The sequence below is a fragment of the Hyunsoonleella sp. 2307UL5-6 genome (genome assembly GCF_047345485.1).
In the GTDB taxonomy this organism is placed as follows: Bacteria; Bacteroidota; Bacteroidia; order Flavobacteriales; family Flavobacteriaceae; genus Jejuia.
Genome location: NZ_JBLFEN010000005.1, coordinates 238,254 through 251,718, shown reverse-complemented (window position 1 = coordinate 251,718; position 13,465 = coordinate 238,254). Strand labels below are relative to the sequence as shown.

14 protein-coding genes are annotated in these 13,465 nt (G+C 32.4%); 4 read left to right on the top strand and 10 right to left on the bottom strand.

The window, feature by feature from the left end; translation table 11 throughout:
* Nucleotide 1 precedes the first annotated feature (1 nt).
* The gene (locus tag ACKGJY_RS11175; RefSeq protein WP_413973972.1) at nt 2-1,471 is read left to right on the top strand and encodes a hypothetical protein; all 1,470 of its coding nucleotides are present in this window, start codon (nt 2-4) and stop codon (nt 1,469-1,471) included.
* Here the strand turns inward: ACKGJY_RS11175 and dprA are convergent.
* A complete protein-coding gene (dprA, locus tag ACKGJY_RS11170) occupies nt 1,468-2,571 on the bottom strand; it encodes a DNA-processing protein DprA (protein ID WP_413973971.1) in 1,104 nt (367 codons plus the stop codon). The genes ACKGJY_RS11175 and dprA overlap by 4 nt on opposite strands.
* Before the next feature lie 101 nt (nt 2,572-2,672).
* Between dprA and ACKGJY_RS11165 the strand changes: the two genes are divergently transcribed.
* The 3 genes from ACKGJY_RS11165 (at nt 2,673) to ACKGJY_RS11155 (ending at nt 4,609) form a co-directional block, all read left to right on the top strand.
* On the top strand, nt 2,673-3,608 hold the full coding sequence (locus ACKGJY_RS11165) for an SPOR domain-containing protein (protein WP_413973970.1): 936 nt from the start codon (nt 2,673-2,675) through the stop codon (nt 3,606-3,608).
* A gap of 67 nt (nt 3,609-3,675) precedes the next feature.
* Entirely contained in the window at nt 3,676-4,185 is a 510-nt protein-coding gene (locus tag ACKGJY_RS11160; protein WP_413973969.1) for an acyl-CoA thioesterase, read from the top strand.
* Between the two features lie 118 nt (nt 4,186-4,303).
* Nucleotides 4,304-4,609: a hypothetical protein gene (locus ACKGJY_RS11155; protein WP_413973968.1), complete on the top strand. Its 306-nt coding sequence runs from the start codon at nt 4,304-4,306 to the stop codon at nt 4,607-4,609.
* 344 nt (nt 4,610-4,953) lie between these two features.
* Here the strand turns inward: ACKGJY_RS11155 and ACKGJY_RS11150 are convergent, their stop codons facing one another.
* From ACKGJY_RS11150 to atpG, 9 genes are all read right to left on the bottom strand, one after another.
* A complete protein-coding gene (locus ACKGJY_RS11150; RefSeq protein WP_413973967.1) occupies nt 4,954-6,174 on the bottom strand; it encodes a murein hydrolase activator EnvC family protein in 1,221 nt (406 codons plus the stop codon).
* Nucleotides 6,174-6,962 carry a DUF4292 domain-containing protein gene (locus tag ACKGJY_RS11145; RefSeq protein WP_413973966.1) on the bottom strand — a complete coding sequence of 263 codons (789 nt, stop codon included), beginning with the start codon at nt 6,960-6,962 and terminating at the stop codon, nt 6,174-6,176. The genes ACKGJY_RS11150 and ACKGJY_RS11145 overlap by 1 nt, the downstream gene beginning before the upstream one ends.
* Before the next feature lie 11 nt (nt 6,963-6,973).
* Nucleotides 6,974-8,326, bottom strand: a complete 1,353-nt coding sequence (locus tag ACKGJY_RS11140; protein WP_413973965.1) for a tetratricopeptide repeat protein — start codon at nt 8,324-8,326, stop codon at nt 6,974-6,976.
* Between the two features lie 176 nt (nt 8,327-8,502).
* Nucleotides 8,503-9,522 carry a sugar phosphate nucleotidyltransferase gene (locus ACKGJY_RS11135; protein WP_413973964.1) on the bottom strand — a complete coding sequence of 340 codons (1,020 nt, stop codon included), beginning with the start codon at nt 9,520-9,522 and terminating at the stop codon, nt 8,503-8,505.
* A gap of 67 nt (nt 9,523-9,589) precedes the next feature.
* Nucleotides 9,590-9,907, bottom strand: a complete 318-nt coding sequence (locus ACKGJY_RS11130; RefSeq protein WP_413973963.1) for a GIY-YIG nuclease family protein — start codon at nt 9,905-9,907, stop codon at nt 9,590-9,592.
* Nucleotides 9,908-10,063: 156 nt separating this feature from the next.
* Entirely contained in the window at nt 10,064-10,381 is a 318-nt protein-coding gene (locus ACKGJY_RS11125; protein ID WP_413973963.1) for a GIY-YIG nuclease family protein, read from the bottom strand.
* A 203-nt stretch (nt 10,382-10,584) separates the two neighbouring features.
* Entirely contained in the window at nt 10,585-11,019 is a 435-nt protein-coding gene (dut, locus tag ACKGJY_RS11120) for a dUTP diphosphatase (protein ID WP_413973962.1), read from the bottom strand.
* A 23-nt stretch (nt 11,020-11,042) separates the two neighbouring features.
* A complete protein-coding gene (locus tag ACKGJY_RS11115; protein WP_413973961.1) occupies nt 11,043-12,473 on the bottom strand; it encodes an oligosaccharide flippase family protein in 1,431 nt (476 codons plus the stop codon).
* Between the two features lie 113 nt (nt 12,474-12,586).
* A complete protein-coding gene (atpG, locus tag ACKGJY_RS11110) occupies nt 12,587-13,447 on the bottom strand; it encodes an ATP synthase F1 subunit gamma (protein ID WP_413973960.1) in 861 nt (286 codons plus the stop codon).
* Nucleotides 13,448-13,465 lie beyond the last annotated feature (18 nt).

Below are 13,465 nucleotides of genomic sequence, written 5' to 3'. Positions count from 1 at the left end.
TTTGAAAAAAAATATTTTATTAATAGCCTTTTTGGTAAGTACGGTCTACGGTTTTTCTCAGAAACAATTTCTCCCTATTACAAAAATATATGTAAAAGGGAATTCTGCTTTAATAGGAAACAACATTTTAAGTAAACATAGCACAAAACCTTATAATGATAATTCTATAAATGATTTTATGGAATTAAAGTTTATAGATATAGATGATAATGATGATACTTTTTCGTCAAGTGCAGCAAATTTAAATATTCCAGAAGGTAATGCTAACATTGAATATGCTGCTTTATACTGGAGTGCTATTTATAATTATGATAGGGGCAAAAAAGAGCTAATTAGCTTTAAAAAGAAAGGGAAACTTTATAAAAGATATGTTTACAAAGGTAACGATACGCGTTCTTTAGATGTTAACACTATTTTGTTTAAAACACCATATAGTGACTATAACCGCATAAATGGTGAAGTGGTTTTTGATGCTTACTTAAATGAGGAGGTGTTGCCTGAAACAAACCCCTATGTTTGTTATGCTAACGTAACACATCTTTTTAAAAAAAATACAGCTGTAAATGGCACGTATACTGTTGCTAATATTAAAGCCACACAAGGTTTTGTTTCTGGAGGTGCTGCTGGTGGATGGTTACTTTATGTGGTTTATAAAACTGAAAAAGCAACCCCAAAATATTTTACAACGTATAATGGCTTTGTAAACGTTTTTAGAAAACCCACTACTATTCGTTTTAATGATTTTAAAGCACCCGAAGAAGGTAAAATAGAAACTTCAATATTAATTGGTGCCTTAGAAGGTGATCAAAAATTTAAATCGGATAAATGTTCGTTTTATAACTACCAAACCAATGTTTACACGCCACTATCAAACAATTTACGATCTAAATTAAATTTCTTTAACAGCTCAATTTCTATCAACAATACTAATTTTACCGATAGAAATCCTAATAGTTTAAATACATTTGGATTTGATGCTTTAAAACTAAAATTACCCAATAAAAACAATAGCTTAATAGCTCCTAATGTATCAGAAGCATCACTGCAATTTAATAGTAAAGCAGACCAGTTTTGCCTTTTTTTTGTAGCGTTTGAAACCGAAATATCTCCAATTTATAGCGCTTTAAAAAACGATAAAAACGCTATTGTAGTTTTAAATAATACTGATAATACTATTATAGATAAAGATCTTGAAAAAATAAAAAACTTAAAAACCATTTCAATCCCAAATGTTGAAAAGGGATATTATTTAGTAACAAATATCTTTTCAAAAGAAAATAATGCCCTTAATTGGACTCACTATTTAAAAGAAAAAGGGTTTACTCCAAAATCTTTTATAAACCCAAAAAATGGTTGGACCTATGTTTATCTCAACACAAATTTAGACCCAAACGCCATTTACCGTAAACAAAAAGAGCTTTTAAAACTTAATGATTTTAAAGATATTTGGGTTTTAAAAATAAACCTTTAAACCACCTCAAACAATTTTCCTGGTAAAGGCCTTACTACACCTTTTAATTCCATATTCAATAAAATGCTTGCTGTTTTAAAAATTGGTAAATAACAGCCTAGAGCAATCATATCTAATTCTGATTTATCATGGTCTTTTAAATAATTATAAATCAGTTTTTCTGTATCATCAAGTTCTACAAATAATTGTTTTTGTACAACGGGTTTTTTGTTGTCTTTTAGCTCCCAGTTTAATAAATAAGGCACATCTAAGGGTGTAGTCATCATGTGTGCTTTTTGGTATTTAATTAAGTTATTACAGCCAATGCTTAATTGGTCTGTAGTGCGTCCTGGTACTGCAAAAACGTCGCGGTTATAGGAATGCGCAATATCTGCGGTTACTAAACTACCTCCTTTTTCTGCAGATTCAATAACTACTGTAGCTTGACTCAATCCTGCAATAATTCTATTTCGTTTTAAAAAATTGGTTTTATCAAATTGACTTGTACTCCAAAAATCTGAGAAAAATCCGCCGTTTTTCTCAACATCTACCATATATTTTTTATGCACTTTTGGGTAAATTTGATTTAACCCGTGCGCTAAACAGCCAATAGTTTGTAAACCATGTTTAATGGCTAATTTATGAGCCGTAATATCTGTGCCGTATGCAAATCCTGAAACAATTATAGGATTATAAGGTTTTAATGCTTCAATAAGTTTTTCGCAAAATGCGATACCACTAGTTGTAATTTTTCTAGTACCAACAATACTTATCATATGTTGCTGCTCTAAATTAATATGGCCTGTTTGAAATAATAAAATAGGACCATCAATACAATGCTTTAAGCGGTTGGGGTAATCTGCATCTTCAAAATAAGATACTTTAATACCATTTGAATTTATAAATGTAATTTCCTTTTCGGCCTCTACGAGGTGTTTTTTATCAAATAAGCCTCTTAATACATGTTCGCCAATGCCATCAATTTTTAAAAGACGTGCTTTTTTTTCTTTAATTACTGCTTCTGCTGAACCGCAATGAGAAATTAAGCGCTTCGCAATTATATCTCCAACATGAGGTACATGCTGTAATGCTAGGGTGTAAAGTAGGTCGTTTTCTGTCATTTAAGCATCTTAATTTCTAGTGCAAGAAAAGGATTTTTCTATTGTTAATAAATAGTTAAGTCAAAAATTTAATAGAAACCATATTTTTTTAAATTTGCTTTATGCAATTAGAAACTTTTATTAGCGACTTATTATTTAGATACGAATGTGTGATTGTACCAGACTTTGGTGCGTTTTTAACTGAGCGTCAATCCGCTACAGTAAATGAAGTTAATCATTCGTTTTATCCACCAAGAAAAGTTATTGCATTTAACGAACAAATTCAAAATAATGATGGCTTACTGGCGCGTTATATTGCCGATGTAGAAAAAATTCCTTTTGAAGTTGCCGTTACAAAAATTAAAAAACGTGTAAAAATATTAAAGTCGTATTTAACGCAAGGCGAAACTATTACGTTTAATAATATAGGTGAAATTATTTTTAATTCTGAAGGTAAAATAGTGTTTGAACCTTCGTATAACCTCAACTACCTTACTGATGCTTTTGGCTTATCTCAATTTGATACTACGGTTGTTAACAGAGAAGTCTACAAAGAAACTGTTGCTGCAATAGAAGAGGCTACACCTATAGCTATTACTCCAGAAAAACGTAAAAATAGAGGGTATTTAAAATATGCTGCTGTAGCATTAATTGCTTTAACATTAGGTGGCGTGCTAGCCTCTAAATATTATGTTGGTGAAATTGAAGCCCATAACCAACTTGCACAAAGAAAGGCCACACAACAACTTGAAACTAAAATACAAGAAGCTACTTTTAATTTAAATGCGCTTCCAGCCATTACACTAAATGTAACTAAACAAACCGGTAATTATCATATTGTTGCTGGCGCATTTAGAGTTGAAGCAAACTGCGATAAAAAAGTAGCACAACTAAAAGCAGATGGCTTTAGCGCCAGAAAAATTGGGGCTAATCGTTATGGCCTACACCAAGTGGCGTATGCTAGTTACGAGGGGAGACTTGATGCACTTAAAGCCTTACGAAACATTAAAAAAACGCATAATAAAGATGCGTGGTTGTTGGTGCAAAAACTAGACTAGTTTAACAAAAAATTACAACCGCTCTTATTGCTTTAATTATGTAACTTTACAGCATCAAAATTTAAAGATGCAAGCGAAAACTCCCGAACAATCGAAAACTACAATGACCGATATGGTTTTACCTAGTGAAACCAATCCATTAAATAATTTATTTGGTGGTGAACTTTTAGCGCGTATGGATCGTGCAGCAAGTATCTCTGCAAGACGCCACAGTAGGCGTATTGTGGTTACGGCATCTGTAAATCATGTGGCTTTTAATAGAGCTGTACCTTTAGGAAGTGTTGTAACTGTTGAAGCTAAAGTATCGCGTGCATTTAATACATCTATGGAAATTTATATTGATGTTTGGATGGAAGACAGAGAGTCTGGTGCGAGAACTAAAGCCAACGAAGCTATTTATACGTTTGTTGCTGTAGATGCTACTGGACGACCAGTTGCTGTTCCTGAAGTTACCCCAGAGACTAAAATTGAAAAAGAGCGTTTTGATGCGGCTTTACGACGTAAACAACTAAGTTTACTACTTGCTGGAAAGATAAAGCCAAATGATGCCACAGAATTAAGAGCACTGTTTGACTAGTTTTGTTATGCCATCTTGGAAGCGTCTATAACCAATTTAAAACATTTTCAAAAAACGCTATAACATTTTAACTGAAAGAGATACCCGTATGTTGTTCACAATTTGACAAAACACACGTATGAAAATAAACATATTATTTAATATTGCTATTTTTTTATTAGTAATATCTTGTCTAAACAACAAATCTTCAAATGAATATAATGAAATTGATTTTACTCAAAAGGAAATCAAAAATCAGGAATTTAAAAATCCTAAAGTAAAAGAAACAAATGATACCGCTGTAGAATTTGCAAAAAAAGGAGAAAACTCTAAGGCTGAAACAATTTTTCTTGAAGCTTTAGAAATTGAACCTGATAACTACACAATAATGAGCAACATTGGATTGAATTCATTGATTCAAAAAAAATATAATTTAAGAAAATAGAACCCAAGGACAATATTGAAATTAAAAATATTGAAGAAGAATTAAAAAACTGTCTACAACAAAGTTTATAAAAATTGCTGTTTTGTGCTTAACCAATAGTAGTTGCTTTATTTGTTTGCATCTGATTTTCCTACTGAAAAATACTCGCACACCAATACGCAACTTTGCATATAAGGAAACGTTTTCTGGTATAGAAACTAGTATCAAAATACAAAATGATTATATGTGATTACAGGAGTTTAAATAAATAAGCCTTTCAAAAGAATACATAATTCTGGTTATTGTAAATGCAGCTAAACATATGTTGCGTTAAAGATAAAGTATTTGTTGAAACTTTTAATGTGTTACATCTTATAAATCCAACTTGCGGGATTCTGCGTTTGTGCATCTTTAAAAATTGAAAAACTAAGAATGGTATCACCTTCTACATTTGTCGACACCTCACCTATAATATCTTTTGTTTTAAGGGTATCACCTTCATTAACGTAAACTTTTGATAAATTTTTATAGACGGTAATGTAGTTACCATGTTTTATCATCACCATAGGATTGGAGTTTCTAATAGCAGTAACTTTTATAACGGTACCGTTAAATATTACTCTGGCTTTCGCACTTTTCTCGGTAGTAATTAAAACACCATTACGTTGTACCGTTAAAGACCTATCTATCAACGAAGGTTGTTTGCCATAACGTGATTTTACGAAGCCTTTTGCTACTGGCCAAGGTAATTTCCCCTTATTGGCTACAAAATTAGTGGCTAACAGCTTTTCCTCTGCTGTTAAGGCAAAACTAGAACTGCCAGAGCTGTTTATTTTTTTATTAGATTTTGCTATTTCTGCTCTAACAATACGGGCTATTTCGCGATCTATTTTAGCAGCTTCCCGTTGTTTGGACTTTATTTGTGCAGTGTATGTATTTAAATCTTTTTTAATAGTTGCCATGATAGAACGGTGTTGCGCACGTTCTTTCTCCAGCGTTTTTTGTGTGGCTTTATTTTCAGCCACTAGCTTTTGCTTATCGCCTTTTTGAACCAACAAATCTTTATTTATTTGCTGTAATTTGGCGGTTTTAGCCTTTATGGTTTCTCCTTGTTCTTTTTGATGGCTTGTGTACTGTTTCATGTACTGCAAACGCTTATAAGCTTGCTTAAAATTGTTTGAAGATAATAAAAACATAATACGACTTTGCTGATTTTTACTCTTGTATGATTTTACAATCATAGCTGCGTAATCATCTTTTAACAGCTTTAATTCATCACGAAGACTACCTATTTGTTTTTGATTATTGTTTATTGCTCTAGTTAATAAGTTGGCTTGTTGGTTGGTAACCTTTATTAGGTTATTTAAAACACTGATTTTATAATTAAAATCTTCTATTAATGATAATTGAGATTTCTCTTTAGTTTTATTTTCGGTACGTAAAGCATTTATTTTTTGAATTTCCCTGCGTAATTCTTGTCGGCGTGTTTCAAGTTGTTTTTGCTTATTGCTTTGCGCACCCAAAGTACCACCTACCAGAATTAATAGGATTATAATACCTTTAGAAATTTGTTTTACAAACTGCATTACAATTCTATCTTCTTAAACCCTGAGGGTATTTTAAATGGAAATCGCAACGCTTCATTAAGCACTATCGATTTAAACTCTAATTCTGCAATCATTTCTTCAGCACCTTCTACAGCAATTACTTTTACATGCTCTGGTAATGCTTGATTGTTTACCTTTTGATAGGCTAAATAATCTATAAGCAATTGGCGTTGTTCTTTAATTTGACTTAGCTCTTGCCTGGTTACTTTAAAAAGAGCAGGATCTATATGAAAAAATATTTCAAATAATTCACGTTGGCTTTTGGGTTGTAGCAAATAGTTACCTTCAAACAGTGAAAGCTTATAGTTTTCGTCTTGTAAGTTAAACAAAGCTTCACCTAAAATAATATTTTGTACTTTTTTAAAATCTAAATCTGTACCTAATAATTTGCTAAAATATTCAAAATCACCTTCAAAATACGTGTTATCTAACTTGTTATAAAACGCAACGCTTTCGGGTGTTATTTTAGCTCTTATTATACCAAAAGCAGCACTTAACCAAAGTACTTTATCTTTTTCCATACGATAACTTACCGTATGAGATTGTTTTTTATCACCTTCAGTATATGTAATCTTTAGTTTAGATTGCAAGGTTTTAAAATCTGGTGCGTTTTTCTGGTTTTCTTTTATTAATTGTTTTGCCGATAGCTTTAAATTACTATCTCCACCAGCTATAGTTTTAGTAGATTTACAACCCACAAACCCAAAAAAACATACAAGTAGTAATACTGGTAAAAAACGATTATTTCGTAAAATTTGAGGTCTCATATTTGTTCTTATTAAGGTTTAAGTGCATTTGCTTTATCCATAAACGCTTTGGCTTTTACTGTATTGCTTAACGCGCTATAAGCTTTAGATAATTCCTTATAAAAATCGGCTTCCATGTTTGTGTCATCAACAATCCAATCTAATCCTGACTCTAAAACCGTAATCGCTTCTTTTAATTCTTGTAATTCATTTAAAGCTACCCCATGTATTAAATACACTAAAGGTTGTGCTGGGTATTTTTGAATTGCGAGATCACTTTTAGTTTTAGCTTCCTTAAATTGTTTTAAATCAACATGAAGTAATAATACTGTTTTTAAGATAGAAAAGTTATCAATATCACGTTTTAAGGCTTCATTAAAATGCTTTAAGGCATTTTGCTTATCACCTTTTTGAAGATAGTATTGCCCTAAATCTGTTACTGTTTTAGCATCGGTAGTATTATCCAGTAAGGCTGTAGCTTCAACCAAATCTTGCTCGAATTGAGGATGTAACTTTACAAAATTCACAAAATCTGATAATACCTTTAACTTAGCATCAGGTTTTATAGCATTACTCTGCACCACGGTTTTCATAGATTTTATAGCCGCATTCGTATCATTTTTATCTAAATAAAATTTATACAATGCCAAATGCACTACTTGCGAATTCGGCTTTATTTTAAGCAATTCTTGTGCTGTTTCAAAAGCTTTTTCTGTTTCACCCTGTTCACTATAACGATAAATTAAGGCTAAATAATTAGCCTCATTTTTAGGATTTTTATCTACTCTAGATTCCAAGTTTTCTATCTGCTCTTTTTCTCTTCCCGTAGCCTTATAAACTCTATTTCGCAATACATCTCTCGCTGCCGAAATACCAAACGAAGCATCCAACTCATCCAAAAGCTCTAAAGCATCATCATACTTTTCCATCTTTACATACAATGTTGCCAAATCCTCCTTATAATCTGGGTGATATTGCACTAATTGCCTCACTGTTTTTAAAGCCTTATCAAGTTCATTTTGAGATATATAATACCCGTAAAGCTCATCCAAATACCACTCATTATCTGGCGCTTTATTTACCGCAGTTTTTAAGGCATCTTCAGCAGCACCAAAGTTTTTAAGCTTCATATAATTTTTCCCTAACTCAAAATACAATACAGCAGGGTTTTTATCAATAGCTATACATTTTTCTAACGCCACAACAGCCTTATCATAGTTCTCCATGCCTTTATGCATTAAGGCATCAAAAAACTGTTCTTGGAATGCATCTTCATTAATCCCTAAGTCATCATCAGGCGTTTTATTAAAATCTACTTGCGCATAATTCACCTGCGAAATGGTAAATATTCCTAAGAAAAAAAGTATGTAACTTAATCCTTTCATTTTAAATTATTTGGGCGTTACCCGCAAGGGGTCGGGCTTTCCGCTATATCTTTTTTGCTTTTAATGGCAAAAAAGGATGCCGCTGCAATCCCTAACGCAACTATCCGCCAACATTTAGCTATTAAAAAATTATATTCTTATAAGCAAAAAGATTCCTTTTTTTTAAAGGAATTGGACTATTCTAACACAGAATAATCACCAATACTAATGCTAGTAAACTTGCCATCATATTTCACGTGGTTTCCAATCATTGCATTATTTAAATTTGCATTTTTAATTTCAGAATATGTTTGTATCAAACTGTTTTCAATAGTTGAATTTTCAATAACCGTACCATTTCCAACGGAAACAAATGGGCCAATAGTTGTATTTTTCAATACCACATGTTCTCCAACAAAACAAGGCTCTATAATCTTAGAATTTTCTAATTGCACAGTATTAGAAACCAATTGCTCTTCGCCATCAGCTTTTAAAAACCCTAACATGCGTTGATTAGTATCAATCGTTATGGCTTTATTACCACAATCCATCCACTCATCTACCGTTCCTGTTTTAAACACCTTGCCATCTGCCATCATACGTTTAATACCATCATTAATTTGGTATTCGCCACCATTCATAACGTTCTCGTCTAAAATTTCTTGTAGTTTCCCTTTTAAAACAGCAACATCTTTAAAATAGTAAATACCAATTACCGCTTGGTCAGACACAAAAGTTTCTGGCTTTTCTACCAACTCAACAATCTCATCATTAGCACTAAGCTTTACAACGCCATAAGCTTCTGGGTTTTCAACTTGCTTAGTCCAAATCACACTATCTGCCGTAGGATCTAAATCAAACTCTGCTCTAATTAATGTATCAGCATACGCAATTACTGCAGGCCCAGATAAAGATGGTTTTGCACACATAATAGCATGACCTGTACCTAATGGTTTATCTTGACGGTAAATAGAAGCTTTTGCGCCTAAATCTGTAGCTAGTTGTTCTAAACTAGAAACAACATCATCTCCAAACCAAGCAGGATCTCCTAAAACAAAAGCAATCTCTTCAATAGGTTGTTTTAAAACTTTAGCGATATCTTTTACAAGTCTATGCACTATAGGCTGACCTGCAACAGGAATTAATGGTTTTGGTACTGTTAAACTGTGTGGGCGTAGTCGAGAACCTCGACCTGCCATTGGTACTATTATTTTCATATCAACTACCTGCGAATGCAGGTATCTATTTTAGTTAAACTTTATTCCTGCGAAAGCAGGAATCTCTTTATTGTTTTCTCAATGTATTAAAATTTAAATTCCAGTTATCACTCAAATCAGACCAACTTGGATTCATATCGTCAATCAATTCTATTTTCCAAGTTCTTTTCCATTTTTTGAACTGTCTTTCTCGTTTTACAGCTTTATCTCCTTTTTCGAATTCCTCAAAATAAATCAATTTATCACAATTATATCTTGCAGTAAACGATTTTGGACGCACTTTTAGCTTGTGCTCTTTTACTCTTTCTTCAATATTATCTGTTACTCCTATGTATAAAACGCCATTGGGTTTGTTTGTCATTACATAGACATACCAATAATTCATTACTTTTAGCTATGAGATTCCTGCTTTCGCAGGAATTTATATGGGCGTAGTCGAGAACCTCGACCTGCCATTGGTACTATTATTTTCATATCAACTACCTGCGAATGCAGGTATCTATTTTAGTTAAACTTTATTCCTGCGAAAGCAGGAATCTCTTTATTGTTTTCTCAATGTATTAAAATTTAAATTCCAGTTATCACTCAAATCAGACCAACTTGGATTCATATCGTCAATCAATTCTATTTTCCAAGTTCTTTTCCATTTTTTGAACTGTCTTTCTCGTTTTACAGCTTTATCTCCTTTTTCGAATTCCTCAAAATAAATCAATTTATCACAATTATATCTTGCAGTAAACGATTTTGGACGCACTTTTAGCTTGTGCTCTTTTACTCTTTCTTCAATATTATCTGTTACTCCTATGTATAAAACGCCATTGGGTTTGTTTGTCATTACATAGACATACCAATAATTCATTACTTTTAGCTATGAGATTCCTGCTTTCGCAGGAATTTATATGGGCGTAGTCGAGAACCTCGACCTGCCATTGGTACTATTATTTTCATTCCTCACCCTAACCCTCTCCAAAAGAGAGGGGATTTTTTGTTATTAATTAATAATTTATTTATGTTTCCCTTTTTCCTCCCCTTCGGGGAGATGCCGTAAGGCAGAGGGGATTTTTACTTTGTTCCTGTACTACCAAATCCGCCTTCTCCTCTTTCAGTAGAAGATAATTCTTGAACCTCTTGCCATTCTGCACGTTCGTGTTTAGCAATAACTAATTGTGCAATCCGTTCTCCACTATTTATAGTAAAATCTTCATTTGAAAGGTTTACTAGAATCACACCTATTTCACCTCTATAATCTGCATCAATGGTTCCAGGTGCATTAAGCACTGTAATACCTTTTTTAGCTGCTAAACCACTCCTAGGGCGCACTTGAGCTTCTAAACCAACAGGAAGCTCTATAAACAAGCCCGTACTTACAATACTGCGCTCTAAAGGCTTTAATACTTTAGATTCTGAAATATTGGCGCGTAAATCCATTCCTGCCGAAGCTAAGGTTTCGTAATGCGGTAAATCATGATTGGATTTATTTATGATTTTAATTTTCATGTTCTATCTCTAATTTGAAAATTCTACTTTCTTTTTAACATTAATTTTAATTCCTTTCGTTCTAAAAAAGTAATCATTGCTATAAAGAGTAACAAAAATACTGTTCCTATTAACATATTTCTATCTAAATGATAATAAGTTATGAAACTAAACGCAGTACTTATTAAAAGGTAAATCCCAATGCGACTAACATCATAAGGTACTGGATAATATTTTTTTCCTAAACTATAAGATGTAAGCATCATTAAGCCATACGCTACAAGTGTAGCGTAGGCACATGCCATAAAACCGATTTTAGGAATGAATATGATATTAAAACCAATGGTAACCGCTGCTCCTACGAGTGAAATATACATTCCAAAACGTGTGCGATCTGTGAGTTTATACCAAATAGAAAGGTTATGATAAATACCTAAACATAAGTTTGCTAATAAAACAATTGGCACAATATCTAAAGCTAGTAAATAACTTTCGTTTTTGATAAAAATTGGTCTTAATAAATCGATATAAATAACCACAAGCATTAAACCTAAAGCTCCAACTATAGTAAAGTACTTTAAAATAGTAGCGTAGGTTTGGGTTGCGTTTTCTTTATCAGAATGATTGAAGAAAAACGGTTCTGCACCCATTCTAAAAGCTTGTATAAACAAGGTCATAAAAACCGCTAATTTATAACATGCACTGTATGCGCCGTTAACAAACTCTCCTTCTATTTGGGGTAACAACCATTTATCCAGATTTTCATTAATTACGAATGCTAATCCAGCTATCATTATTGGCCAACCATAGTTTAAAAGTTGCTTTAAAATTTTAAATTCAAAGTTGAATTTCGCCTTAAAGAAATATGGTAATACTAAAATTAAAACAACTGCACTAGCTATAAGATTTGCAATAAATATGTATTCTACATTATTTTCAACACTGAAGAATCCCCTTAATTCATTTGAACCATAGGTTGTAGATAGCAGAAGTACATTTAAAATTACTATAATAAACACATTAATCAATTTAATTGATGCAAATTTTATCGGTTTTCCCGTCACTCTTAAATAAGCAAACGGAATAACGATTAAAGTATCAATAAGTGTAATGCCTACCAGAAGTGAATAAAAATTTGTATTAATTCTTAAGGCTTCTGAAATTGGAACTTTAAATAAAAATAATAGCATTCCGAAAAAGAAAGTACTTGCAACAATAGTTATCATTGCTGTAGACAAAACCCTGTTTTTATCTTTATTCTTACTGAAAAACCTAAAGAATGATGTTTCCATTCCGTAGGTTAAAATAACATTAAAAAAAGCTGCAACAACGTAAAACTCAGTGTTTTCAGAATAACTTTCATTAGGAAGTACATCAGTATGTAATCGTACTAAAAGAAAATTAATTAGTCTAGGCAATACAATAGCTAAACCATAAATAACCGTGTCTTTAAAGAAAGTTTTTAGTACGCCCAAAAAGTTGTTTGTTAATCTGGTTAAAAATAAGGTTTTTATAACAAAAAAAACCTAACTCGTTAAAGTTAGGTTTTACTGTTTTATAATAAGATTCCTGCTTTCGCAGGAATATGTTAATTATTTAAAGCTTCTGCACCACCAACAATCTCTAAAATTTCGTTAGTAATAGCTGCCTGACGTGCTTTGTTATACGTTAATTTCAATTGATCTCTTAATTCTGTAGCGTTATCTGTGGCCTTGTGCATCGCCGTCATACGTGCACCGTGCTCAGAAGCAAAAGAATCTCTAATACCCTTGTATAATTGTGTTTTTAACGACTTAGGGATTAACTCTTCAACTATTTCTTCTTTTGATGGCTCAAAAATATAATCCGCATTATTAGCTACTTCACCTTCAACAGGAACGATAGGTAAAAACTGCTCTGTCATTATAATTTGAGTAGCTGCGTTCTTGAATTTATTATAAACTATTTCAATTTTATCAAACTCACCGGCTACAAATTTATCCATCAACTCTTGTGCAATAGCTGCAACATTCTCAAAGGTTAAATCATCAAAAACTTCGCTTTTATTTGCAATAACCTTGTCAGTTTTTTTGAAAGCATCATTAGCTTTTTTACCAATTGCCACGTAAGACACATCTTTATTGGCATAGGTTTCAGAAGTTAATCTATTTACTTCTTTAATGATGTTTGAGTTAAAAGCACCTGCCAATCCTCTATTAGAAGTAATTGCAACAATAAGTACTTTATTAACCTCTCTTTGGGTTGAAAATTTACTTCCAGAATCAGCATCTAAAGTTGCACTTAAACTTTGTAAAAGCTCTGTTAACTTATCTGCATACGGGCGCATTGCTGTAATAGCATCTTGCGCCTTCTTTAACTTTGCAGCCGATACCATTTTCATAGCACTGGTAATTTGCATCGTTGAAGATACTGATGATATTCTGTTACGTATTTCTTTTAAGTTTGCCATATTTTCCTCTCCTAACCT

What these genes read in the sequence shown, in the direction of transcription:
- dprA (WP_413973971.1), bottom strand. Translation starts at nt 2,571, where the DNA reads ATGACAGAAAACGACCTACTTTACACCCTAGCATTACAGCATGTACCT.
- ACKGJY_RS11165 (WP_413973970.1), top strand. Translation starts at nt 2,673, where the DNA reads ATGCAATTAGAAACTTTTATTAGCGACTTATTATTTAGATACGAATGT.
- ACKGJY_RS11160 (WP_413973969.1), top strand. Translation starts at nt 3,676, where the DNA reads ATGCAAGCGAAAACTCCCGAACAATCGAAAACTACAATGACCGATATG.
- ACKGJY_RS11155 (WP_413973968.1), top strand. Translation starts at nt 4,304, where the DNA reads ATGAAAATAAACATATTATTTAATATTGCTATTTTTTTATTAGTAATA.
- ACKGJY_RS11150 (WP_413973967.1), bottom strand. Translation starts at nt 6,174, where the DNA reads ATGCAGTTTGTAAAACAAATTTCTAAAGGTATTATAATCCTATTAATT.
- ACKGJY_RS11145 (WP_413973966.1), bottom strand. Translation starts at nt 6,962, where the DNA reads ATGAGACCTCAAATTTTACGAAATAATCGTTTTTTACCAGTATTACTA.
- ACKGJY_RS11140 (WP_413973965.1), bottom strand. Translation starts at nt 8,326, where the DNA reads ATGAAAGGATTAAGTTACATACTTTTTTTCTTAGGAATATTTACCATT.
- ACKGJY_RS11135 (WP_413973964.1), bottom strand. Translation starts at nt 9,522, where the DNA reads ATGAAAATAATAGTACCAATGGCAGGTCGAGGTTCTCGACTACGCCCA.
- ACKGJY_RS11130 (WP_413973963.1), bottom strand. Translation starts at nt 9,907, where the DNA reads ATGAATTATTGGTATGTCTATGTAATGACAAACAAACCCAATGGCGTT.
- ACKGJY_RS11125 (WP_413973963.1), bottom strand. Translation starts at nt 10,381, where the DNA reads ATGAATTATTGGTATGTCTATGTAATGACAAACAAACCCAATGGCGTT.
- dut (WP_413973962.1), bottom strand. Translation starts at nt 11,019, where the DNA reads ATGAAAATTAAAATCATAAATAAATCCAATCATGATTTACCGCATTAC.
- atpG (WP_413973960.1), bottom strand. Translation starts at nt 13,447, where the DNA reads ATGGCAAACTTAAAAGAAATACGTAACAGAATATCATCAGTATCTTCA.